The organism is Streptomyces sp. YPW6 (genome assembly GCF_018866325.1).
In the GTDB taxonomy this organism is placed as follows: domain Bacteria; phylum Actinomycetota; class Actinomycetes; order Streptomycetales; family Streptomycetaceae; genus Streptomyces.
This window is the reverse complement of the sequence record NZ_CP076457.1, coordinates 1,265,150-1,287,302: the sequence shown is the minus strand read 5'-3', so window position 1 is coordinate 1,287,302 and position 22,153 is coordinate 1,265,150. Positions and strand designations below refer to the sequence as shown.

Annotated in this window: 20 protein-coding genes and 3 pseudogenes; 13 read left to right on the top strand and 10 right to left on the bottom strand. The window is 70.1% G+C overall.

Translation table 11 applies throughout. The features are described from left to right. Nucleotides 1–75 precede the first annotated feature (75 nt). The 4 genes and pseudogenes from KME66_RS05615 to KME66_RS05600 all read left to right on the top strand — a co-directional run bounded on the left by KME66_RS05615 (nucleotide 76) and on the right by KME66_RS05600 (nucleotide 4,994). Nucleotides 76–1,137: a S9 family peptidase gene (locus tag KME66_RS05615; protein WP_216319649.1), complete on the top strand. Its 1,062-nt coding sequence runs from the start codon at nucleotides 76–78 to the stop codon at nucleotides 1,135–1,137. Further along, complete coding sequence (locus KME66_RS05610) at nucleotides 1,134–2,366, top strand: DUF418 domain-containing protein (RefSeq protein WP_216319646.1); 1,233 nt, start codon at nucleotides 1,134–1,136, stop codon at nucleotides 2,364–2,366. Before KME66_RS05615 ends, KME66_RS05610 begins: the two co-directional genes overlap by 4 nt. Before the next feature lie 883 nt (nucleotides 2,367–3,249). Beyond that, nucleotides 3,250–4,185, top strand: a pseudogene (locus tag KME66_RS05605) (IS5 family transposase). 581 nt (nucleotides 4,186–4,766) lie between these two features. After that, complete coding sequence (locus KME66_RS05600) at nucleotides 4,767–4,994, top strand: hypothetical protein (RefSeq protein ID WP_216319642.1); 228 nt, start codon at nucleotides 4,767–4,769, stop codon at nucleotides 4,992–4,994. Between the two features lie 29 nt (nucleotides 4,995–5,023). Here the strand turns inward: KME66_RS05600 and KME66_RS05595 are convergent, their stop codons facing one another. The 5 genes from KME66_RS05595 to KME66_RS05575 all read right to left on the bottom strand — a co-directional run bounded on the left by KME66_RS05595 (nucleotide 5,024) and on the right by KME66_RS05575 (nucleotide 8,381). Then, the gene (locus KME66_RS05595) at nucleotides 5,024–5,287 is read right to left on the bottom strand and encodes a hypothetical protein (RefSeq protein WP_216319639.1); all 264 of its coding nucleotides are present in this window, start codon (nucleotides 5,285–5,287) and stop codon (nucleotides 5,024–5,026) included. A gap of 64 nt (nucleotides 5,288–5,351) precedes the next feature. Next, entirely contained in the window at nucleotides 5,352–5,489 is a 138-nt protein-coding gene (locus tag KME66_RS05590) for a hypothetical protein (protein WP_216319637.1), read from the bottom strand. Between the two features lie 42 nt (nucleotides 5,490–5,531). Continuing rightward, entirely contained in the window at nucleotides 5,532–5,741 is a 210-nt protein-coding gene (locus KME66_RS05585) for a hypothetical protein (RefSeq protein WP_216329809.1), read from the bottom strand. 261 nt (nucleotides 5,742–6,002) lie between these two features. Beyond that, on the bottom strand, nucleotides 6,003–7,532 hold the full coding sequence (locus KME66_RS05580; protein WP_216319634.1) for a UDP-N-acetylglucosamine 1-carboxyvinyltransferase: 1,530 nt from the start codon (nucleotides 7,530–7,532) through the stop codon (nucleotides 6,003–6,005). A 393-nt stretch (nucleotides 7,533–7,925) separates the two neighbouring features. After that, nucleotides 7,926–8,381, bottom strand: a complete 456-nt coding sequence (locus KME66_RS05575) for a Rid family hydrolase (RefSeq protein WP_216319632.1) — start codon at nucleotides 8,379–8,381, stop codon at nucleotides 7,926–7,928. Nucleotides 8,382–8,589: 208 nt separating this feature from the next. On the opposite strand from KME66_RS05575, the gene KME66_RS05570 reads away from it, so the two are divergent. Both KME66_RS05570 and KME66_RS05565 read left to right on the top strand, forming a co-directional pair. Further along, nucleotides 8,590–9,024, top strand: a complete 435-nt coding sequence (locus tag KME66_RS05570; RefSeq protein WP_073220939.1) for a VOC family protein — start codon at nucleotides 8,590–8,592, stop codon at nucleotides 9,022–9,024. Between the two features lie 32 nt (nucleotides 9,025–9,056). Next, entirely contained in the window at nucleotides 9,057–10,028 is a 972-nt protein-coding gene (locus KME66_RS05565) for an aminoglycoside phosphotransferase family protein (protein WP_216319630.1), read from the top strand. A gap of 117 nt (nucleotides 10,029–10,145) precedes the next feature. Here KME66_RS05565 and KME66_RS05560 read toward each other — a convergent pair whose 3' ends face one another. Beyond that, on the bottom strand, nucleotides 10,146–10,481 hold the full coding sequence (locus KME66_RS05560; protein ID WP_216319627.1) for a YnfA family protein: 336 nt from the start codon (nucleotides 10,479–10,481) through the stop codon (nucleotides 10,146–10,148). Between the two features lie 447 nt (nucleotides 10,482–10,928). On the opposite strand from KME66_RS05560, the gene acnA reads away from it, so the two are divergent. Continuing rightward, a complete protein-coding gene (acnA, locus tag KME66_RS05555) occupies nucleotides 10,929–13,643 on the top strand; it encodes an aconitate hydratase AcnA (protein WP_216319625.1) in 2,715 nt (904 codons plus the stop codon). A 928-nt stretch (nucleotides 13,644–14,571) separates the two neighbouring features. Here acnA and KME66_RS05550 read toward each other — a convergent pair. Together KME66_RS05550 and KME66_RS05545 are read right to left on the bottom strand one after the other, a co-directional pair. After that, on the bottom strand, nucleotides 14,572–14,862 hold the full coding sequence (locus KME66_RS05550; protein WP_236726325.1) for a hypothetical protein: 291 nt from the start codon (nucleotides 14,860–14,862) through the stop codon (nucleotides 14,572–14,574). Between the two features lie 350 nt (nucleotides 14,863–15,212). After that, a pseudogene (locus tag KME66_RS05545) lies at nucleotides 15,213–15,837 on the bottom strand (type III effector protein). A 129-nt stretch (nucleotides 15,838–15,966) separates the two neighbouring features. On the opposite strand from KME66_RS05545, the gene KME66_RS05540 reads away from it, so the two are divergent. The 4 genes and pseudogenes from KME66_RS05540 to KME66_RS05525 form a co-directional block, all read left to right on the top strand. After that, on the top strand, nucleotides 15,967–16,398 hold the full coding sequence (locus KME66_RS05540) for an Hsp20/alpha crystallin family protein (RefSeq protein ID WP_073220949.1): 432 nt from the start codon (nucleotides 15,967–15,969) through the stop codon (nucleotides 16,396–16,398). Between the two features lie 104 nt (nucleotides 16,399–16,502). Further along, the gene (locus KME66_RS05535; RefSeq protein WP_216319622.1) at nucleotides 16,503–16,898 is read left to right on the top strand and encodes a DUF2267 domain-containing protein; all 396 of its coding nucleotides are present in this window, start codon (nucleotides 16,503–16,505) and stop codon (nucleotides 16,896–16,898) included. A 33-nt stretch (nucleotides 16,899–16,931) separates the two neighbouring features. Continuing rightward, on the top strand, nucleotides 16,932–17,393 hold the full coding sequence (locus KME66_RS05530) for a DUF2267 domain-containing protein (protein WP_216319619.1): 462 nt from the start codon (nucleotides 16,932–16,934) through the stop codon (nucleotides 17,391–17,393). A 71-nt stretch (nucleotides 17,394–17,464) separates the two neighbouring features. Next, a pseudogene (locus tag KME66_RS05525) lies at nucleotides 17,465–17,953 on the top strand (cation transporter); the annotation flags it as partial. A gap of 135 nt (nucleotides 17,954–18,088) precedes the next feature. Here the strand turns inward: KME66_RS05525 and KME66_RS05520 are convergent. After that, nucleotides 18,089–18,700: a TetR/AcrR family transcriptional regulator gene (locus KME66_RS05520; RefSeq protein ID WP_216319607.1), complete on the bottom strand. Its 612-nt coding sequence runs from the start codon at nucleotides 18,698–18,700 to the stop codon at nucleotides 18,089–18,091. A gap of 260 nt (nucleotides 18,701–18,960) precedes the next feature. Here KME66_RS05520 and KME66_RS05515 point away from each other — a divergent pair, with 260 nt between their 5' ends. Continuing rightward, a complete protein-coding gene (locus KME66_RS05515) occupies nucleotides 18,961–19,887 on the top strand; it encodes an NAD(P)/FAD-dependent oxidoreductase (protein WP_216319605.1) in 927 nt (308 codons plus the stop codon). Nucleotides 19,888–19,912: 25 nt separating this feature from the next. Beyond that, on the top strand, nucleotides 19,913–20,590 hold the full coding sequence (locus KME66_RS05510) for a hypothetical protein (protein ID WP_216319603.1): 678 nt from the start codon (nucleotides 19,913–19,915) through the stop codon (nucleotides 20,588–20,590). Nucleotides 20,591–21,369: 779 nt separating this feature from the next. On the opposite strand, the gene KME66_RS05505 is transcribed toward KME66_RS05510, so the two are convergent. Next, nucleotides 21,370–22,029 carry a hypothetical protein gene (locus KME66_RS05505; protein ID WP_216319601.1) on the bottom strand — a complete coding sequence of 220 codons (660 nt, stop codon included), beginning with the start codon at nucleotides 22,027–22,029 and terminating at the stop codon, nucleotides 21,370–21,372. Nucleotides 22,030–22,153: the final 124 nt, after the last annotated feature.

Here is a 22,153-nt window from a genome sequence, read left to right as displayed (position 1 = left end):
TTGCGTACAAGCATAGTACGGTCGTATCAGAAACGAGCGTTTGAGATTCGATAGTTCTACGTCTTTGGGGGGAACATGGCGGCAAAGGGCGGCATCCGCGGGCGCCGGGTGGTGCGGGCCGTGCTCGCGATACTGGCCGCGGTCGCGGTGACAGCGGCGTGCCTGGGCGGGCTGGTGATCTGGCAGCACACCTACGACCTGCGCGAGCAGCCGGTGACGGTGCGAGGGGACGGCCGGACCCTGCAGGGCGTCCTGGCCCTGCCCGAGACGGGGAAGGGTCCGTTCCCCCTCGTGGTCGTCGTGCACGGCGACGGCCCCGTCGACGCCACGCACGACACCTTCTACCGGCCGATCTGGGAGTCCTTCGCCCGTGCCGGCTACGCCTCGCTGTCCTGGAACAAGCCGGGCGTGGGCGGAGCCCCGGGGAACTGGCTCGACCAGTCCATGGACGACCGGGCCGCGGAAGCCCTCGACGCCATCGCCTGGGCCCGCCGGCACCCGGACATCGACGGCGGCCGGATCGGCCTGTGGGGCGCCAGTCAGGCCGGCTGGGTGCTGCCCAAGATCGCCGCCCAGGACCCCGGCATCCGCTTCGCCATCGCCGTCTCACCTGCCGTCAACTGGCAGCGGCAGGGCCGCTACAACCTCCTCGCCGAACTCCGCCGCGACGGCGCGTCCGAGGCCGAGACCGCCGCCGCCCTGCGCCGACGCGAGACCGGTCTGGAACTGCTGGGGCGTGGCGCGTCCTACGAGGAGTACGTACGCGCCGTCGGCGACCCGCAGGGCATGACGGCCGCCCGCTGGCGGTTCGCCGCCCGGAACTACACCGCCGACGCGACCGCCGACCTGCCCGCCCTGCGCGGCGTACCCGTCCTGCTCGCACTCGCCGGACACGACGTGAACGTGGACACCGCCGAGACCGAGGCCACCTACCGCCGGCTCCTGCCCGAGCCCGCGCTGCGCGTCGCCCATTATCCGGACGCCGCCCACAGCCTGGTCGAACACGACGTGCAGAACTCCTCGCTCCGGCTCACCCTGACCGCGCTGTGCGCACCGAGGGCGCTCTTCGCCGACGGGTTCCTGGACGACCAGCGGCGGTTCCTGGCCGCCCTCGACGACCGGGGAGAGCGGCGATGACCGTACGGCCCACGACCGGCGCCCCGACAGGGCCGCCGCCCGGGACCCCCGTTCCGGACCGCCTCCTGGACGTCGACGCCCTGCGCGGCTTCGCCCTCTGGGGCATCCTCATGGTCAACATCACCTTCATGGCCTCGGCGCACCGCGGCACCGGAGTCGAGGACCCGGCCTTCGGCTCCGCGCTCGACACCGCTGTCCGCCTCACGATCCAGGCCTTCTTCGAGGCCAAGTTCTACCTGCTGTTCTCCTTCCTCTTCGGCTACAGCTTCACCCTCCAGCTGGCCTCCGCGGACCGCGGCGGCGCCGCCTTCGTCCCCCGCTTCCTGCGGCGCTGCGCCGGACTGCTGGTCCTGGGGCTCTGCCACGCCGTCCTCCTCTTCCCCGGCGACATCCTCAGCACGTACGCGGTGCTCGGCCTCGTTCTGCTCGCCGTGCACCGGATCCGGCCGCGAACCGCGGTACGCGCCGCGGTCGTCCTGACGGTCCTGACGGCGGCCTGCTACCTGCTGCTGGCCTGGGCGCTCGCCGCCACCGGGGGCGGCGGCATCGACACCGCCGCCGTCACCGAGCAGGGCCGCCAGGCCACCGAGGCGCTCCGCGGCGACCCCGCGTCGGTGATCGGAGCCCATCTGCGCCAACTGCCGGACGTCGCCTTCATGCTGGCCTTCTTCCAGGCGCCCGCGGCCTTCTCCGCCTTTCTGCTGGGTCTGGCGGCAGGCAAGAAGGGGGTGCTGAGTGACGTCTCCCGACACGCTCCGCTCCTGCGCCGCCTGCAGTGGGCGGGGTTCACGGCCGGCACCGCCGGCGGGCTGCTCTGGGCGCACGCCGGCCATGGGTACTCCGGTACGGCGTACCAGCTTGTCGCGGTGGCTGTGGACATGCTGACCGCACCGCTGCTGGCCGCCGCCTACGCGGCCACGGTGCTGCGGATACTGGCGCGCCCCCGGGGCCGACGCGCGGCGGCGGCCCTCGCCCCGGCCGGCCGGATGGCCCTGACCAACTACCTCGGCCAGTCACTGGTCCTGGCCCTCGTCTTCACCGGATACGGCACCGCCCTGGTGGGGCGGGTCCCTCCGGCTCTCGTCGCGCTGACCGCTCTGGCCCTGTTCGCCCTCCAACTGGTCCTCAGCCGCTGGTGGCTGGCCCGCCACCCCTACGGCCCCGTGGAGTGGGCGCTGCGTACGCTCACCCTGGCCCGGCGCCCACGCTGGAAGGGCGGCAGCGTATGACGGCAGGCCCGTGGCCAGCGGCTCAGGTGGGGCGAAGGGGTCCTCACGGAGCCGGCCACCGTCGGAGCCGCCATCGACAGGGGCCGACCGGCGCTGCCTGGTGCCGAGGGCGCCACGGGCGCCTCGTCACTGTCAAGACGCTACGCGGCGCGATCGTAGGAAGTGGGTTCTTCGGGCGAGCAGGGGCCGGCCTCCCCGTCCTTGCCGCACGCGCCCTTGCGGGACAGCTTCTTCTGCAAGGCCCGGAGGAGGGCCCACGCAGTGAACAGAGCGGCGGTCAAACCCCAGCTGAGGGCCCACCAGGCGGTGCCCGTATCGCGTAGGGCCTCGGCTGCGGTCAGGGCCATCGCGGTCGCGTGGGCCCAGCACAGGGTGATCCCGGCCCGGCGGGTAGCACGGTCGATTCTCCGGAAGCCCGGTCTTGCTCCGGGCGCGTGCTGCTCCATGGTTCCCCCGACTCGTCATGCGCTTCTTCGCCCGACCATGACTGTTCAGGCGTTCTAATGCGCGGAATGGCGGAATCCGGAGCTGACTTTCAGCCCGGTTTCGTTGACGCCAAAACAGTTTCCATGGGGCAATGGAGGCTTCGATGTCGCGTGAAGTCGGCTTGTTCTCGATCATGGGTGTGGCAGCGTGGCAGCGTGCGGGCTCCCGGCGACCGTCTCTCCGGCCGCCGCGTGTGCGTATCCCGAGGGAGGGCGTTGAGGAAAGGAATGAAGGCCTCCGCGAGCCTGACGTCCCCGAAGGCGACCCGGAGATGCCGCCGCGCCCCTCCCCTGCAACGTGGCCAGACCACAGCCCTTGCTGCCCCATGGTCGGGTCACCTAGGCACTGTTTCTCGGATCTCCTGACGTGGGTGGGGTGTTGGGGCCAGGCTGGCTGTATGGGCCGTGGGGATCTGACGAATGCGGAGTGGGATCGGCTGGAGTCGTTCCTACCTCCTGGTGGTGTGCGTGGTGGTCGATGGAGCGACCACCGCCGGGTGATCAACGGGGTTCTCTACCGGGTGCGGACCGGTGTGCAGTGGCGGGATCTGCCGGAGCGGTTCGGGCCGTGGGAGACGGCGCTACAAACGGCATCGCCGCTGGTCGGCCGATGGGACCTGGCAGATGCTGCTGTCCCGTGTTCAGGCAGCTGAGGATGCCGAGGGCAGGATCGACTGGGACGTGTCGGTGGACTCAACAGCAGTACGAGCCCACCAGCACGCCGCCGGCGCGAAAAGGCTCCTTCGGCCGCTGTTCCTCAAGAAAGGGGGGGGCGGGCAGGGGGCGAACCAGGTCGGTCCGGTACTGCGGAAACTGGCCGCCCGCCTGGAGGAGGTGGTCGGATCGGCGAACGCCTGGGACGTTCCCGCGGCGGATTCACCACCAAGATCCACCTCGTCGCCGACGGGCGATGCCGACCCCTCGCCCTCGTCCTGACACCCGGACACTGCGGTGATGGACCCCAGCTCGAGCGGGTCCTGGGACAGGTATCGGTGCCCCGAACCGGAGTCGGCCGGCCTCGCACCCGGCCCGACCGTGTCCTTGCGGACAAGGCATACACGTCCCGCAGAAACCGCCGCTACCTGAGACGACGCGGCATCCCGCACACGATCCCCGAACGCCTCGACCAGCAGGGACACCGCAAGAACCGAGGCTCCCGAGGCGGTCGACCCACCGGCTTCGACAGCGAGCGCTACAAGAAACGCAGCACCGTCGAACGCACCATCAACCGCCTCAAAGGCTTCGGGGCCGTCGCCACCCGCTACGACAAACGCGCCTACATCCACCTCGGCATCGTCACACGCGCAGCCCTCGCCATCTGGCTCAGAACATGATCCGGGAAACAGTGCCTAGACGGGTGGGTACTTTTCCACTTCGTCCACGGCCGCGAAGTCACCACGAAATGGCGGTCAGTTCCCGGAGAAGCTCGACCCGAAGACGTTCCCACACAGCCTGGGGCTCCATCCCACGCAGGGGCACCGCCAGCCCCCACTCACCGGAGTTGCGGTGGTACATGATGTGCTTCGCGGCGCTGCCGCCCTTGATACCACCCAGGGACTGGGTGCCGTACTCCATGAGCCGGCAGTGCGTCATCCTGGGCCCTGGATTGCTCCAGGCTCAGTGGGTAGCGCTCCAGGGACAGCATGGGCCACTCCTCCAGGAGGAATTGGGCCAGCACCTGCTTGCGCTCCTGCTCCGTGCCGGCTTCGTCCTTGGCGGCTGTGCTCCGGTCGAACCGGGCCGCTGCTTCCCATACCCCCACACCGGCGGTCATGAGGGTCATGATGCTGGAATGGCGATGGCCGCAGGGGGTGTAGGGCGTTTCGGGGCCTGCGTGACGGCGTCCGCCGCACCGGCCGGCAGGAGCCCCGCCGTCGCGTGCCATGCTGTGGCGGTCTCTTCAAGGGAGGGTGACATGACAGAGAAGCCCCTGACACATAAGCAGGCGCTTGCTGCTGTGATCCAGGCGCTGGGTGGCAGCTGGGACACGGAACGCGCCGTACTGGCCCTACGGGTCGCCGGATATCGGCCGACGGACGAAGAAGCCGCGGGCAAGGAAGCCCGCCGCAACCTGCGCGAGCTCGCCGACGACGGTCTGATCGTGAGGCCGGAGTCGGGTCAGGCCGTCTACCGCCTGACGTAACCGTCACCGCGGCGCTCCGACGCCCACCGTCAAGAGGCGGCAGGCTCCTGGAAGCCGTTCGCTTCGATGTGGGCGATGGCTGACGGGTGGGTTGTTAGCCACTCGCCGCACACTCGCCAGTGATGGACGCTGCCGTCGCGGAACTCCGTGCGCACTTCCGCGACGAGCTTGTTGTCGCACTCGCCGCTCGTGGCCATGGAACAGATGACCTTGCCGTGCTGCTCGAACGCTGGAATGTACGGGTGGATCGACAGGATCGGAGAGCGCATCTCCCGCGCTGCTGAGTGAGACATGGCGCGGAGAGTATCAACGCGGCTTCGCCGACTCCTTACGTTCCGTGAAATACCCGGTCGGCGGTCACGACTCGCCTTCCTCCCGCAGCTCGTCGATGAGCGGGTGGACGGAGAAGCCGGACGCGCGACCGCCGGGGTCCGCGTCGTACTCGGCCTTCAGAACCTGGACGGCTGATTCCGGGGTCTTGACCAGGTTGCGCAACAGGCCGGCGATGCGGGTGGCCGGTTTGGTAAAGCCTCTGAGTCAGCGGCCCGAGGGGTAGTGCCAGATGTCGTAGACGCTCTTGGCGTCCGCGACGCCGTCCATCTCAGCGGCGTACTTAATGACGGAGACCCTGTCCTCGTAGTTTTCGTAGGCCGCAGGCCCGTTACGAAACAGCACCGGTATGTCGAAGCTGTCGGCGTAGGTGAGTGGCGGCTTGTCGGGGACGTGCGCGGGGATCGTCGGCGTCATGGGGCAACCCTGGCACGAGCCTCGACGCCCTGGGACGAACGCTGCGAGGTTGCTTCGGTGACGACTCTGCGTGAAGGCTGACGGCTGCTCAGGTTGGCCTGACGCATCGTCGACTGGCCGAGATCATCTTGCACATGTGTTGCGCAAGGCGCTGAAAAACAACAGTGATCAGTGACGGGCTGTGGAGGCGAGTATTCGCAGCTCAGATGGCATGCCGCGGTGCTGTGCCCCCTGAGCTCAAGGGGCACAACACCCTGCCCGTCAGATGTCCCGGAAGATCTCGATCTGCGCGCCCACCGAGTTGAGCCGCTCCGCCAGCTCCTCGTAACCGCGGTTGATCACATAGACGTTGCGGAGTACGGAGGTGCCTTCGGCCGCCATCATCGCCAGCAGGACCACCACGGCGGGCCGCAGGGCGGGCGGGCACATCATCTCGGCGGCGCGCCAGCGGGTGGGGCCTTCGACCAGGACCCGGTGGGGGTCGAGGAGTTGCAGGCGACCACCCAGGCGGTTGAGGTCGGTGAGGTAGATCGCGCGGTTGTCGTAGACCCAGTCGTGGATCAGGGTCTGGCCGTGCGCCGCGGCGGCGATCGCCGCGAAGAACGGGACGTTGTCGATGTTGAGGCCGGGGAACGGCATCGGGTGGATCTTGTCGATCGGGGCCTCCAGCTTGGAGGGCCGCACCGTCAGGTCCACCAGGCGGGTGCGGGCGTTGTCGGCCGCGTACTCCGGGGTGCGGTCGCAGTCGACGCCCATCTCCTCCAGGACGGCGAGCTCGATCTCCAGGAACTCGATCGGGACCCGGCGGATGGTGAGTTCGGACTCGGTCACCACCGCGGCGGCCAGCAGGCTCATCGCCTCGACCGGGTCCTCCGACGGGGAGTAGTCCACGTCCACGTCGATCTGCGGGACCCCGTGCACGGTGAGCGTCGTCGTGCCGACCCCGTCGACCCGTACGCCCAGGGCCTCCAGGAAGAAGCACAGGTCCTGGACCATGTAGTTGGACGAGGCGTTGCGGATGACGGTCGTGCCGTCGTGGCGGGCGGCGGCCAGCAGGGCGTTCTCGGTCACCGTGTCGCCGCGCTCGGTCAGCACGATCGGGCGGTCCGGGGCGACCGCGCGGTCGACCTGGGCGTGGTACAGCCCTTCGGTGGCGGCGATCTCCAGGCCGAAGCGGCGCAGTGCGATCATGTGCGGCTCGATCGTGCGGGTGCCCAGGTCGCAGCCGCCCGCGTACGGCAGGGTGAACTGCTCGGTGCGGTGCAGCAGCGGGCCCAGGAACATGATGATCGAGCGGGTCCGGCGCGCGGCGTCGGCGTCGATCGCCGCCAGGTCCAGCTGCGCGGGCGGCACGATCTCCAGGTCTACGCCGTCGTTGACCCAGCGGGTGCGCACCCCGATGGAGTTCAGCACCTCCAGGAGCCGGAACACCTCCTCGATCCGGGCCACCCGGCGCAGGACCGTACGCCCCTGGTTGAGGAGTGAGGCGCACAGCAGCGCCACGCAGGCGTTCTTGCTGGTCTTGACGTCGATGGCCCCGGAGAGGCGGCGGCCGCCGACGACCCGCAGATGCATGGGGCCGGCGTACCCGAGGGACACGATCTCGCTGTCCAGGGCCTCACCGATGCGGGCGATCATCTCAAGACTGATGTTCTGATTGCCGCGCTCGATGCGGTTGACGGCACTCTGGCTGGTGCCGAGAGCCTCGGCCAACTGCGTCTGTGTCCAGCCCCGATGCTGACGGGCGTCACGGATGAGCTTGCCGATACGTACGAGGTAGTCGTCTGACATGACGGCAGGCTATCTCAGATATGAGATGAGAATGCTGTGGGGGTGTGCCGTTCGAGTGACAGGTGCGTACCGGCCCCGCGGGGCCGGGTCTCCCCATCGTCGCCCGCGCGGGACGCCATGGCGCGGCCGGCGCGTCCGTACGGGGAGTCGGGTCCGGGGCCCATCCGCGACGGGGCGGGGCCTGGTGCCTGCGCCCGTCCTGCCCGGCCGCGCTCGGGGGAGCGGGGCGCGCGCGGACGGCGAAGCCGTCGGGAACGGGGCGAGAGTAACGGTGATGACCGAGGTGGACGGGGCGCCGGACGGTCCCCACGCCGACCGTCCGCCTGCACGGCGGCGGCTTGGGCGTCGCCCTCTCACCCGGCTCCGGGCGAGAGAGCGACGGGTCTCACCTCGTCAGGGCGCCGACGGAGGGCAGACCGGCCCTTCGGGCTCCCGCTCGTCCAGGACGGCGGCCACTGCTTCGATCTCGACGAGCTGGTCGTCGTAACCGAGCACGGTGACGCCCATCAGGGTGCTGGGTACGTCGTGGTCGCCGAACGCGTCCCGGACCACCTCCCAGGCGGACACGAGATCCTGCTGCCGGGCGGACGCCACGAGGACTCTGGTGCTGATGACGTCCTCGATCGAGGCGCCGGCGTCGGCGAGCGCGGTCCGCAGGTTCGCCACGGCCCGGGCCGCCTGGCCGGCGAAGTCCCCGACGGCCACGGTGTTGCCGTGCTCGTCCAGTGGACACGAACCGGCGAGGAAGATCAGCCGGGACCCGGCGGGCGCCGTGGCCGCGTAGGCGTACTCGGCGACGGCGGAAAGGGAGCGGGAGCGGATCAGCGAAACGGCGCTGGTGCGGGGCACGATGGAAGTATCTCCGGGGTGGTCGGGGCGTCGGGCACGGGGTAGGTGCGGGTGTGATCTTTTCAGGGCCTTCCGGTGATTTCATCTCTTTTTCCAGGCGGTCCGCACGGCGCCTCGCGAGGTGACCGGGGTGACCGGGATGCCAGGGGTGACCGGGGCGACGGGAAAACCGCGTGCCCGGCGCGGGGCACGCCCCTACGGTGGTCCCATGTCGTCGATCAGGCAGGTCCAGGTCACTTTTGACTGCGCGTCACCCATGCGCGTCGCCCGTTTCTGGTGCGAGGTGTTGGGGTACGTCGTACCGCCGCCGCCCGAGGGGTTCGCCACGTGGGACGCCTATGACCTGTCCCTGCCGCCGGAGAAGCGGGACGCTGGGTTCGTCTGCCAGGACCCCACGGGGGTGGGCCCGCGGATGTACTTCCAGCGCGTTCCCGAGGCCAAGGTCGTCAAGAACCGGGTGCATCTGTGCGTGCGGGTCGGCACGGGGCTCGTGGGGGAGGAGCGCCTCGCCGCACTGGAGGCCGAGTGCGCGCGGCTTCTGCCGCTCGGTGCGCAGCGCGTACGTCTGCTCCTCGCCGATGAGGAGAACGAGTCCTGCCTGGTGATGCAGGACATCGAGGGCAACGAATTCTGCCTCGACTGACCGGTGGGGTGGCACCGGTACCGTTGCCCGGCATGAGCGACTCCGCCGCCGCCGGGATCGAGATCACGGCGGACCTCGTCCGCGACCTGCTCCGGGAGCAGCATCCGGACCTCGCCGAACTGCCCGTCCGCGAGGTCGCGGGCGGCTGGGACAACCAGCAGTGGCGCCTCGGTGACGAACTGGCCGTACGCCTGCCGCGTACGGAGCGGGCTCCGGAACTCCAGCGCAAGGAGTGCCGCTGGCTGCCCCACCTCGCTCCGCGCCTGCCGATCCCCGTACCGCGCCCGGTGCGGGTGGGGAAGCCGTCCGCACGCTTCCCCAAGCGGTGGACGGTCATGACGTGGGTCCCCGGCGAGCCGCTGGACCGCACCTCGATCAGCCGTGCCGACCACGCGGCGGACACCCTGGCGGACTTCCTGAGGGCGCTCCACGTGGCGGCGCCCGCCGAGGCGCCGGGCGTGGTGGACCGAGGCGCTCACCCGGGCGCGTACACCGAAGGCTTCGACCGTCTGATCCGGTCGGTCGCCCTCGGCGTCAAGGCCGACGAGGTCCGGGCCGACGAGGTCAGGGCCGACGGCGTGAGGGCCGACGGCGTGAGGGCCGACGAGGTCCGGGCTGTCTGGGACGACGCGGTCGCCGCCCCCGCGTGGGAAGGTCCGCCGGTCTGGGTGCACGGCGACCTCCACCCCGCGAACGTCGTCGTGTCGGGCGGGACGCTCTCGGGGGTGATCGACTTCGGGGACCTGTTCGCCGGGGATCCGGCGTGGGACCTCGCGGCCGCCTGGGTCGTCCTCCCCGAAGGCGCCGCCACACGGTTCTTCGACGCGTACGCGCACGCCGACGGCGCGACGATCCGGCGCGCCCGTGGACTGGCCGCGCTGAAAAGCCTCTTCCTCATGCTCATGGGCCACAACGGGGAGCGGGGGCTCCCCGGCGGCAAGCCGTCCTGGGGGCCGGCGGGCCGGGCGGCACTCGGTCGCGCGCTGAGCGACGGCGGCCGGTAGGCCGATCGTCGACGCCCGACGCCCGACGCCCGACGCCCGACGCCCGACGCCCGACGCCCGACGCCCGACGCCCGACGCCCGCAGGCCGCGTCGGCGGAAGTGGGGCACGGTCCGGCTTCAGTGGCCGCGCGGCGCGTACATGATCAGGGCCATGCCCGCCAGGCAGACCAGGGCTCCGACGACGTCGAAGCGGTCCGGGCGGTAGCCGTCGGCGACCATGCCCCAGGCGATCGACCCGGCGACGAACACGCCACCGTACGCCGCCAGGATGCGGCCGAAGTTGCCGTCGCTCTGGAAGGTGGCGACCACGCCGTACAGGCCGAGGGCGACGACGCCGGCCCCGACCCATACCCAGCCCCGGTGCTCCCGCAGGCCCTGCCAGACCAGCCAGGCGCCCCCGATCTCGAACAGCGCGGCGACGACGAACAGGGCGATGGAGCGGCTGACGAGCACGGTGGAGGGCTTTCTGGTGGGACGGATGGACGGGCCGGCGGGGAGTGGGGGCGGGACGCCGGCCGGTCGAGCCGGAGTGATCCGTGAGCCCCGGGCCCCGCCCCCGGTCCAGGAAACCGCACTCCGGATCGCACCGCCGGTCCGGTCCGGCCGTGTGCCCAGGTGGGCCGAGGGTCCGGTGCAGGGCGGAAGTCAGGTGCTCCGCGTCGAGCGGTCCGTGTGTCGGCGCGGTCACGGGGCACCTGGGCATGACCGGGCGGCGGCTATGTACTAGAGTTATCTCGACATCGAGATATCTGCCGAGGCGCACCACAGCCGCCGCCCAGTAAGGGTTACCTAACTAAGCCTTACCTTAGCGGATGGCCGGGGCCGTAGGTGGCAACAAGCGGCGCCGGCTGCCAATGAGGCGCGGCGCGGTAGACGCGCACATTGAAGAAGGAGACTGTCGTGTCGGCGAACAGCTTCGACGCCCGCAGCACGCTGCGCGTGGGCGACGAGTCGTACGAGATCTTCAGGCTGGACAAGGTAGAGGGCTCCGCGCGCCTCCCGTACAGCCTGAAGGTCCTGCTGGAGAACCTGCTCCGTACCGAGGACGGCGCGAACATCACCGCCGACCACATCCGGGCCATCGGCGGCTGGGACTCCCAGGCGCAGCCCAGCCAGGAGATCCAGTTCACGCCGGCCCGCGTGATCATGCAGGACTTCACCGGCGTCCCCTGCGTCGTGGACCTCGCCACCATGCGCGAGGCTGTCAAGGAGCTGGGCGGCGACCCGGCGAAGATCAACCCGCTGGCCCCGGCCGAGCTGGTCATCGACCACTCCGTCATCGCCGACAAGTTCGGCACGAAGGACGCCTTCGGCCAGAACGTCGAGCTGGAGTACGGCCGCAACAAGGAGCGCTACCAGTTCCTGCGCTGGGGCCAGACCGCCTTCGACGAGTTCAAGGTCGTCCCCCCGGGTACCGGCATCGTCCACCAGGTGAACATCGAGCACCTGGCCCGCACCGTCATGGTCCGGGGTGGCCAGGCGTACCCCGACACTCTCGTCGGCACCGACTCGCACACCACCATGGTCAACGGCCTCGGCGTGCTCGGCTGGGGCGTCGGCGGCATCGAGGCCGAGGCCGCCATGCTCGGCCAGCCGGTCTCCATGCTCATCCCGCGTGTCGTCGGCTTCAAGCTGACCGGTGAGCTGAAGCCCGGCACCACCGCCACCGACCTCGTGCTGACCATCACCGAGATGCTCCGCAAGCACGGCGTCGTCGGCAAGTTCGTCGAGTTCTACGGTGAGGGCGTCGCCGCCACCTCGCTCGCCAACCGCGCCACCATCGGCAACATGTCGCCGGAGTTCGGCTCCACCGCCGCGATCTTCCCGATCGACGGCGAGACGCTGAACTACCTGCGCCTGACCGGCCGCTCCGAGCAGCAGGTCGCCCTCGTCGAGGCGTACGCCAAGGAGCAGGGTCTCTGGCTGGACCCGCAGGCCGAGCCCGACTTCTCCGAGAAGCTGGAGCTCGACCTCGCCACGGTCGTCCCCTCCATCGCCGGCCCCAAGCGCCCGCAGGACCGCATCGTCCTCGCCAACGCCGCGCAGCAGTTCGCCCAGGACGTCCGCAACTACGTCTCCGACGACGAGGAAGCGGGCAAGGAGTCCTTCCCGGCCTCCGACGCCCCGGCGTTCTCCAACGGCGTCCCGTCGAAGCCGACCACCGTGACGGCCCCCGACGGCTCCACGTACGAGATCGACCACGGCGCCGTCACCGTCGCCGCGATCACCTCCTGCACCAACACCTCGAACCCCTACGTCATGGTCGCCGCCGCGCTTGTGGCGAAGAAGGCGGTCGAGAAGGGCCTGACCCGCAAGCCGTGGGTCAAGACCACCCTCGCCCCGGGCTCGAAGGTCGTCACCGACTACTTCGACAAGGCGGGTCTGACCCCGTACCTCGACAAGGTCGGCTTCAACCTCGTCGGCTACGGCTGCACCACCTGCATCGGCAACTCCGGCCCGCTGCCGGAGGAGGTCTCCAAGGCCGTCAACGACAACGACCTCGCGGTCACGTCGGTCCTCTCCGGCAACCGCAACTTCGAGGGCCGCATCAACCCCGACGTCAAGATGAACTACCTGGCGTCCCCGCCGCTGGTCGTCGCGTACGCCATCGCCGGTTCGATGAAGGTCGACATCACCAAGGACGCCCTGGGCGCCGACCAGGACGGCAAGCCGGTCTTCCTGGCCGACATCTGGCCGACCGAGGCCGAGGTCAACGACGTCGTGGCGAATGCCATCGGCGAGGACATGTTCAACAAGTCCTACCAGGACGTCTTCGCGGGCGACGCCCAGTGGCAGGCGCTCCCCATCCCGACCGGCAACACCTTCGAGTGGGACGCCGAGTCCACCTACGTGCGCAAGCCCCCGTACTTCGAGGGCATGGCGATGGAGCCGGCCCCGGTCGAGGACATCACCGGCGCCCGCGTCCTGGCCAAGCTGGGCGACTCGGTCACCACCGACCACATCTCCCCGGCCGGCGCCATCAAGGCCGACACCCCGGCCGGCAAGTACCTCACGGAGCACGGCATCGAGCGCCGTGACTTCAACTCCTACGGCTCGCGCCGCGGTAACCACGAGGTCATGATCCGCGGCACGTTCGCCAACATCCGCCTGCGCAACCAGATCGCGCCGGGCACCGAGGGCGGCTACACCCGCGACTTCACCCAGGCCGACGGCCCGGTGTCGTTCATCTACGACGCCTCGCAGAACTACCAGGCCGCCGGCACCCCGCTCGCGATCCTCGCGGGCAAGGAGTACGGCTCCGGCTCGTCCCGCGACTGGGCCGCCAAGGGCACCGCGCTCCTCGGCGTCAAGGCCGTCATCGCCGAGTCCTACGAGCGCATCCACCGCTCGAACCTCATCGGCATGGGCGTCCTCCCGCTCCAGTTCCCCGAGGGCCAGAACGCCGAGACCCTGGGTCTCACCGGCGAGGAGGCCTTCTCCTTCACCGGTGTCACCGAGCTGAACAACGGCACCACCCCCCGTACGGTCAAGGTCACCACCGACACCGGTGTGGAGTTCGACGCGGTCGTCCGCATCGACACCCCCGGCGAGGCCGACTACTACCGCAACGGCGGCATCCTGCACTACGTGCTTCGCGAGCTTGTCGGTAGTTGAGCTGATGTGAACGAGCGCCCTGCCCCTGCATCTCGCGCAGAGGGCGGGCGCTCGCGCTCGACGGGGCGAAAGGTGCGCGGGCGATCATGAACGCACGTGACCTGTTCCCTGGGTGGAGCTGAGCATCCTGCGACGACGAAGAACCCCGCACCTGGTACCAGGTGCGGGGTTCTTCTCTCCTTGCGAGCGTGTGGCGAACGAGCGCCACGGGGCGATGTGCTGCAACTGCGTGTCGTAGCAATCGCTCAGCCGCGCTGGGAGGCCCGCATGCTGGTGCGCGGCTCCTCACGGACGGCCTTCGTGCCGGAAGAGCTGTCGCGGCGGCTGGGCGGGCCCGAAGTCCTGGCCGCCACCGGCGCTTTCCACGCGGTGCACCCGCTCCGGGCGGGCGGGGTGGTGGCTCCCAGACGAGCCGGACGCCCGCCGAGTACGCGGACGAGGTCCTCCGCGGAGTCTTCGAGGCCCTGCGTCCGTGCCTTCCCCCCGGGCACTCCCCGGTTCGAACCGACCCACCTCGACCTGCGTTACGTCCCGGAGGACGCGGCCCGCCCGGCGCGCTGGCCGGAGTCGCCGGACGCGAACCCGCCGCGCCCTCAGTCGATTCACCTGCTGTCGCAGGCGGCCGGTTGTGTGCCAGGCCATGAGGTCAACAAGCGGCGGGCAGTTCGCGACGCCGCTCAGGCCCCTCACCCATCACGATCTCCCGGTGCTCGTACCGGGAGACGGGGACAACCGGAGAGGGAGGCATCGAGAGAAGGAGAGGGACCGGCACCCCTCTTGGCTCTACGCGTCAGATGGCGACGACCCGTGCGGGTGGCCGATACGCCAGAACGCGCGAGAAGGTGCACCGGCTTGCCTTCGAGGCGGCAGACAGCGGCAGGCGGCGGCAGTCAACTGGCCTGGAGGCCAGCAGGCGTTGCCAGCGATGTCAGGCCCCCAGGGCACCGGCGAGGAAGATCGGGTAGAGCACGCTCAGAGCTCCCGCGGCGAGGCCGATTGCGCACTGACCCCGGTTGAGCCTGCGGGCCAGGCCGAGGAGTCCAAAGGTGACGGCGAGGCTTCCGAACAGAAATGGGATCGCCATTCCGATGAAGCCTGCGAACACCGCGGCAATCACAGCGACGGTGCCAAGGACGACGGAGACCGGCCCATAGAGAGTTGCGGGGCTGTCGGCGGATTCGGTGGTCATGTCGGGTTCCTCGCTGTCGAGCTCCAGCATGCAGGGACAGACCCTGCATGAGCCACGATGCCATTCTCCTGACGAGCCAACAGGTCTGCCCCACGGGTAGGGTCGCCTGTGAGATCAAGCTCACTCTCGGCTTCGAGGCTGCCGGCTTCTCGGTTTCCCGATTTCCGCAGGCTCCTCCCCTTCCTCGGATTCCTCGGCAGTTTCCTGCTGCCCCTCCGGCGGGCAGTCGGCCTGCCGGGCTATGTCGTCAGATCCGGTCGGCTCTTCGGCTCGTGGGCCGGGTCCTTGTCGCGGAACCTGACCGGCGGGACGTCTGACGGCTTGCGTTGCTGCTGTGCGTGCCGGCTGCGGGGGCGGGCATCGAGTCGTCCGGGGCGGGGTCATCGCGGACCGGTGAGGTGGTCGAGCCGGCCGGCGAGGTCGGGGTGGGCGGCCGCGAGGTGGGGGCGGGTGGCGGTCAGGGGCGACGAGGTCGGCGGGGTCGTCGTGGCCGAGGGCTGTGTGGAGGGCGTCGAGGCTGCGTCGGGCCGCGGTGGGCAGGTCGGTGAGGGTGGTGATCTGTGCGGCGAGGCGGCGCAGGTCGGCGGCGTTGTGGCGGGCCCGGGTGGCGGTGGCGCGTTCGGCCGCGCGGGCTTGGCGGGTTGCGGTGACGCGTTGTTCACCGGTGGTGCCGGCGGCGCCGGGGCGGCCGCGCAGGTAGCGGCGTTCGGCGGCCTGCCGGCTGGCGACGCCGAGTGGAGCGGCGAGGTCGGCCCAGCTGGCACCGGCGTCGCGGGCGGTTTCGATCAGGCCGTTCTCCCAGCCTGCGAGCTGTTCGCGTACCTGCCGCAGCAGCATGAGGGAGGCCAGCGCCTGTTCGGCGCCGGGACCGTCGGTATCGGGGCGGTCGTGCTGGGCGTCGCGCAGCGTGTCGTCGATCGCGGCGAGTGCCGCCGCGGCGGCGAGGAAGGACGCCGGGCTGTGAGTGTCGGTGGGGGGCGTGGGCGGCTGGTCGGATGCGTTCACGGGCACCTCCTTTCAAGGTGTCATCACCTGGACGACATCATGTTTGTCATCCATTGGATGACATGGTACAACGGTGTCAGTGCAGCGCATTGGCAGCAACTGCCTGATACCACTGGAGGTGTTCTCACGATGTTGATGCGCACTGACCCCTTCCGTGAGCTGGACCGTGTGGCGCAGCAGCTGATGGGCCCGGGCACCTGGTCGAAGCCGTCGGTGATGCCGATGGACGCCTACCGCGAGGGCGACGAGTACGTGGTGGCCTTCGACATCCCCGGGGTGACCGCGGACGCGCTCGACATCGACGTCGAGCGGAACATGCTGACCGTCAAGGCCGAGCGTCGGCCGGCAGTGAAGGCCGACGACGTGAAGATGGAGCTGTCCGAGCGGCCGCTGGGGGTCTTCTCCCGCCAGATCGTGCTCGCCGACACCCTGGACACCGAGCGCATCCAGGCCGACTACGACGCCGGTGTGCTCACCCTGCGGATCCCGATCGCCGAGCGGGCCAAGCCCCGCAAGATCTCCGTCGGTGTCGGCTCCGGCCGCAGGGAGATCTCCGGCTGAGACCGGCCGGACAGGTGCGGAGGACGGGCACCTGATCTCCCCCTCGCCCCGCCCTCCGCACCCCTACGGGCATCCGAGCGAAACACGAAGGGGTGGCGGCCGAGATGACTCTGCGACGCGAAGCGTTCCTCGACCACGTCAAGGAACGCGGTGAGTACGGCACTGTGGAGGAAGCCGAGCGGGCGGCCCGTGTGGTGCTCGCCCTGCTCGGCGCCCACCTGGTCGGCGAGGTCCGTGCCCAGCTCGCGGCACGCCTGCCGGAGGAGTTCGCCCTGATCCTGCTCAACCCGCTTGAGAGCGCCGAGCCGCTGCCACCGGAGCGGTTCCTGCGGGCCACCGCGGCCTGGATCGAGGGCGCCACCGAGCACACAGCGACCTGGGACGTCAGCGCCGTCCTCTCAACGGTCGCCGACACGGCCGACGATGGCCTGCTGGGCCAGATCCTGCTCCAGCTCCCCACCGGCTACGACCTCCTCTTCGGCCGCCCCCAGCCCACCTGACCATCCCGGCTCCTCTGAAAGGCATGCACCGCAGTGATCACCGACGTACGCATACCGCTCGAGCACCAGCAGCCGTACTCGACGGCCTACGAACAGATGCTGGAGAAGGTCCGCTACGAAGGGGCCTACCCCACCCGTGAGAGAGCGGAAGAGGCCGTCCGCCTGGTCCTGGCGGGGCTGGGACGCCAGCTGACCGGCGACGAACGCGTCGACCTCGCCGCCTGTCTGCCCCCTGAGGCCGCCCGCGCACTGACCACCCAGATCCCCGACATACAACCCCTGACCGGATGGGCCTTCGTCAAAGACCTTGCTGCCCGCACCGGCGCCTCCCTGGCCACCACCCGCTGGGACACCGGCTCCGTCCTCACCACCGTCAACACCTACGCCGGCCCCGAACTCACCACCCGCATCCTGAAGCAACTCCCCACCGGCTACGCCCTGCTGTTCGGCCAGGCCGAACTCACCGCCGGCGCGGACCACCGCACGAGGTCCTGACAGCCGCAACGGCGACCACTCCTTCGGGAGACCGGGCCACGGCGCCGACCGGCCCTCTCGGCAACGGGGGGCAGTTCTCCGCCCATGACCACGCCGTCCGCGAGGCCCGCGAGCAGCGCACCCTGCGGATCATCGCCGTCTCCTTCTTCGCGCTCGCCGCGTACGTCAGCGTCGACGCCGTCCGCGCGCTGACCGGCACCGGCGAGGCCGACCGGTCGATCCCCGGCATCGCCATCGCCGCTCTCTCGCTCGCGATCATGCCGTTCCTGTCCGCTGCCCCGCGCAGGGCCGGCCGCGAACTCGGCTCCGCCTCCGCGGTTGCCGACTCCAAGCAGACCCTGCTGTGTACGTACCTGTCGGACGTGCTTTTGGCCGGCCTGGTCCTCAACGCCGCACTCGGCTGGTCCTGGGCCGATCCGATCGCCGCTCTGATCGTCGCCGCCATCGCCGTCAAGGAAGGCCGCGACTCCTGGCGAGGCAAAGGCTGCTGCGCGCCCGCCTCACCTCCACCGGAGTGCCGGCCCGAACGGTATGCACCGCGGCCTCACCGACCCGGATGACCGCGCCGGATTCCGTCGGGGCGCGGACCCGGCACCCGGCCTGTGGTCCTCTGCCGCATCAGGTTCCGTACACCCGGCAGGCACAGGCTCGGCCCGCGTCGCAGCACGGAGCGTGACGGCATTCACCGGAGGCGATCAGGGGGCTGGGTCGGCCGGTGGGTGAGCGGCGACGACGCGGCGGAAGAGGGTTTGGACGGCGGTGGTGATGTCGGTGTCTGTCTGGGTGTGGTGGCAGGGGCCGGTGTAGGCGTGGCTGAGGAAGTCGGCGGTGAGTTCGGGGTCGGGGACGTCGAACTCACCTGCCGCGTGGCCTTGGGTGAGGAGGGTGACGAGCAGGTCGCGGGCGGCGGTCATGGGTTCCTCGCCAACGGCGCCGCCGGGTTCATGGAAGAGCCGGTGGTAGAGCTCGTGGTGGTCCTGTTCCGCGGCGACCCAGGCGGCGACGAGGCCGTCGAGGCGTTCGGTCCAGGTCAGCCCTGGCTGCTTCAGGAGGGCGGCCGGCTCCTGGAGCATGCGGTCCCACATCTCGGCCTGGAGGGCGGCCAGGAGTTCCTGTTTGGAGTCGAAGTAGAGGTAGACCGTGCCCTTGGCGACCCCGGCGCGGGCGGCGACCTTGCTGACGGTCAGCGCCTCATAGCCGTCCTCCAGGAGCAGGGCGGCGGTGGCGTCGAGTATCTGGCGGCGGCGGACGCCCGGGGGCTGGAAGCGGCCGGTGGGCTGGGCGGGGACGGACTGGTCCGCGGGCACGGTCCCTCCTGCGTCGTCAGGTGACTGACCGGTGGTCGGTCAGCCGGTGCCCTCCAGGGTGTCATGCGGCCAACCCACGCGAAATCCGGGTACGAGGCGACCCCGCGTCCGTGGATGTGGTTGCTGCCCCGCGTCTCGCAGGCGTGTCCGGTGGTGTGCGTCACATGTCCTCCTGCGGGAATGGGATCGAGCGAATGACCGTTGGTCAGTAGTATGACCGTCGGTCATTCGATTCCGTCACGCCCCCTCGGAGGCAACCCATGGATCGCACCGCCCAGTACGACACCGTGATCATCGGCGGCGGCCCCGCAGGCCTGACCGCTGCGCTGACCCTGACCCGCTACCGCCATCGCACCCTGGTCGTCGAGTCCCCCGCCTCGCCCCGCAACGCCGCCTCGCGCGGCGTGCACGGCCTGATCGGCCTGGAGGGCGCCACCCCCGGCGAGCTGCGCTCCCGCGCCTGGGAGGAGCTGGACCGCTACGGCCTGGCCACGCGGCTCGACGCCGCCGTCGGCGAGATCACCCCGTTGCCCGGCGACGGTTTCACCGTGCGCGCGGACGACGGGACCAGTGCCTGGGCCCGGAACGTCATCCTGGCTACCGGTGTCATCGACCAGCACCCCGACGGTGTGGAGGGCTTCGCCGCGTGCTGGGGCCGCACGGTGATCCACTGCCCCTTCTGCATCGGTGAGGAGAACGCCGACCGCACCTGGGCCCTGGTCTCAGACGATCCTGACTACCTCGGCCTGGCCGCCACCGCCTTCCGCGCCTGGACCGGCGACGCCATCGCCATCGCCCCGCTGTCACTGCCCGGCGCCGACGGCCTGCGCCGCAGCCTGCGCGAGCAGGGCGGCGACCTCGTCCAGGGCCAGATCGTCCGCCTGCACCACACCGACGGCGACCTGCACACCGTCGAGCTGGCCGACGGCACCCTCCTGAAGCGCCAGACCCTGCTGTGGCCGCAGCCGCAGCGGCAGGTCCCGCTCATCGAACGCCTGGCCAAGGACCACGGCCTCGCCCTCGACGACGACGGCTACGTCACCGTGGACGACAGCCGTCAGACCAGCATCCCCGGCCTCTATGCCGCGGGCGACCTCACGGGCAGGACCTGGGAACAGGGAGTCGTCCCCGCCGTCGCCGCCGGAGCCGCCGCAGCCGACGCCATCCACTTCGCCCACCTGGCCTGACGACCCCGACCCACCGGAGCCCCCCGTGCCCGAGCAGGACTTCACCGACTACATCGACCGCATCGGCGACCGCACCGCCCTCTACCAGGCCGTCGCCTCCCACACCGGAGCTCGCCGCGTCCTCTACCCCGGCAGCTACCTCGACCTCGTCCCCTCCAACGTCTGGCCCGACGTCACCTACCTCGACGCCGACGCCCGCGCCCGAAAGGCCTTCCAGGGCCCCGACGCCGCCACGCTCGCCACCCGGCACAAGCACTACGCCGAACAGCCCCGCATCGCGTTCGTTCCCGGCGACTACACCCGCACCCTCGCAGAACTACCTGCGGCCGAGTGGGATCTGGTGATCTCCCTGTACGCGGGCCCCGTCTCCGAACACGTCCCCCGCTGCCTGCGCCCCGCAGGCTGGCTCCTGGCCAACAACAGCCACGCCGACGCCGGCCTCGCTCACCTCGACCCCCGCTACCGGCTCGCCGCCGTCCTTCACCGCCGCTCCGGCCGCTACCGCCTCACCACCGACGACCTCGACCGCTACCTGCAGCCCAAACGCCCGCCCCACCCCACCCGCGAACAACTCCACGCCACCGGCAGGGGCACCGCCTATACCCACCCGGCCCCCGCCTACCTCTTCCGCCTCGACCCCCTACACGCGAACGGTAGACCCGGCCCGGAATCCCACCGGAACCCGGCAGGCCGACACCCCTGACCGAGCCTGTACGTGCCAGGTGCCCGGGCGGGGCGAGCAACGACCCCGCCCGGGCGACCGGCACGTTCACCTCACCCGCTCATAATGCGTGGCTGGGCCGACAGTTCGTGGCTGTGAATGAGATCTTGTGCCGGCTGGAGGAGCTGTTGTTCCCGTCGATCGCGGACGTCGCGGTGCTGTCGGTAGGCGTGAACATCGCGATAGTGCGTGTTGCTGTGCGGTGCACCGCAGCTGGTGCCTCGTGCCCGGGTTGTAGGGCATGGTCAGCCAAGGCGCACGGCTCCTACCTGCGATTTTCCCGATGATGTTCCGAGCGCGGGACGAAGCATGATTCTCCAGGTGCGGGTCCGCCGGTTCACCTGCAGGAACGGTGAGCTGCCGGACAGCCCCCTTCATGAAAGCGCGAGGCCAGGGCGATGATTCCGAGGGAGACGGCCACGCCTGACAGCGGACCTGCCTCGAAGTCCGTGGAGAAACCTGCCACAAGGAGTCCGGCTGCCACGGCCCCGAGAATGAGGGTGAGGGACCAGGAAAGGATCTTCCGAGAGACCGGACGCAGAGTCTCGTCGGAATTCTTGCGTGACATGAGGAATACGTTCTCCCTGATCTTGATGGAGGTCCGGTGAGAACGGATGGGGTGGCGGCGTATGCGCCTGCCTCCATCCCATGCCGGAGCCAACAGCCAACAGGTCTCCGGCGCTGCCCATCTGGGCGATGAACCGCCGACCGAACCCGTCCCTCCGCCACGTGCGGCGGAGGGACGGGGCTTGGGGGGCCTGCTACTCGGGGCGGATGAGCTCCGTGACGAAGCGCCTGTCGTGGTCGCTGCCCAGGTAAATCTCGCCGTACCCGGCAGCCGGCCACACGGCCTGGCCGTCGATCCATGGCACGGTCACAGAGCGGTACGTCGCATCCCCGCACAGCGTGGCCTCGCCAACCGGTGCCGGGAGGTCCCGGAACCGGTGCCGGATCGGCCCGTACCGCAAGGACAGCGTCCCGATCGGCTCGGCTTCCTCGCCACCGGTGAGCGGGAAGAAGACCAGCCAAGGGGCTTCCGAGGTGTAGCTGTGCAACATCAGGTACCGCACCGTCTGCCCAGGCTCCCGGCGCGCGACCCTGGCCATGCGCCACGTACGCCTCGCGCCGAACAGGAAGATCCCTGTCCACACCAGCGTGATCACCGGCAGGAGGACGATCCAGAAGGGTGCCTTGTCCGGATACCGAAGCACGGTGTCCACAGCGAAGGCGCTCATCGCGAGTACGCCGAGGTAAGGCAACGTGTGCAGCGACCTGTGCAGTCCGCGCACCCGCCACCACGCGACCCGCCGGACGTCCGCCTCCGGGCGCAGGGTCGGTTTCTCCAGCCCCCGGTACACGGCCTGACTGATGGCGGCCTCAGCCATCTCCCGATAGCAGACCGGAGCGACGTCGTCCGTCATGTGTTCTTCCTGCCTCATGTCAGCAGTAGCTTGGGCCGGTGACGGACGGTATGGCGCAGGTCGCGATGCCCACGCCGCCTCCGATTCCCAGCTCCGGGCCCCGAACGAACGGGTCACGGCGTGG

Excerpts from the sequence above, each read along its gene's own strand:
- KME66_RS05615 (WP_216319649.1), top strand. The coding sequence starts at position 76 with ATGGCGGCAAAGGGCGGCATCCGCGGGCGCCGGGTGGTGCGGGCCGTG.
- KME66_RS05570 (WP_073220939.1), top strand. The coding sequence starts at position 8,590 with ATGTCGTCGATCAGGCAGGTCCAGGTCACTTTTGACTGCGCGTCACCC.
- KME66_RS05550 (WP_236726325.1), bottom strand. The coding sequence starts at position 14,862 with ATGCTGGAGCTCGACAGCGAGGAACCCGACATGACCACCGAATCCGCC.
- KME66_RS05515 (WP_216319605.1), top strand. The coding sequence starts at position 18,961 with ATGGATCGCACCGCCCAGTACGACACCGTGATCATCGGCGGCGGCCCC.
- KME66_RS05595 (WP_216319639.1), bottom strand. The coding sequence starts at position 5,287 with ATGTCTCACTCAGCAGCGCGGGAGATGCGCTCTCCGATCCTGTCGATC.
- KME66_RS05505 (WP_216319601.1), bottom strand. The coding sequence starts at position 22,029 with ATGACGGACGACGTCGCTCCGGTCTGCTATCGGGAGATGGCTGAGGCC.
- KME66_RS05565 (WP_216319630.1), top strand. The coding sequence starts at position 9,057 with ATGAGCGACTCCGCCGCCGCCGGGATCGAGATCACGGCGGACCTCGTC.
- KME66_RS05535 (WP_216319622.1), top strand. The coding sequence starts at position 16,503 with ATGACTCTGCGACGCGAAGCGTTCCTCGACCACGTCAAGGAACGCGGT.
- KME66_RS05585 (WP_216329809.1), bottom strand. The coding sequence starts at position 5,741 with ATGACGCCGACGATCCCCGCGCACGTCCCCGACAAGCCGCCACTCACC.
- KME66_RS05540 (WP_073220949.1), top strand. The coding sequence starts at position 15,967 with ATGTTGATGCGCACTGACCCCTTCCGTGAGCTGGACCGTGTGGCGCAG.
- KME66_RS05580 (WP_216319634.1), bottom strand. The coding sequence starts at position 7,532 with ATGTCAGACGACTACCTCGTACGTATCGGCAAGCTCATCCGTGACGCC.
- KME66_RS05600 (WP_216319642.1), top strand. The coding sequence starts at position 4,767 with ATGACAGAGAAGCCCCTGACACATAAGCAGGCGCTTGCTGCTGTGATC.
- KME66_RS05610 (WP_216319646.1), top strand. The coding sequence starts at position 1,134 with ATGACCGTACGGCCCACGACCGGCGCCCCGACAGGGCCGCCGCCCGGG.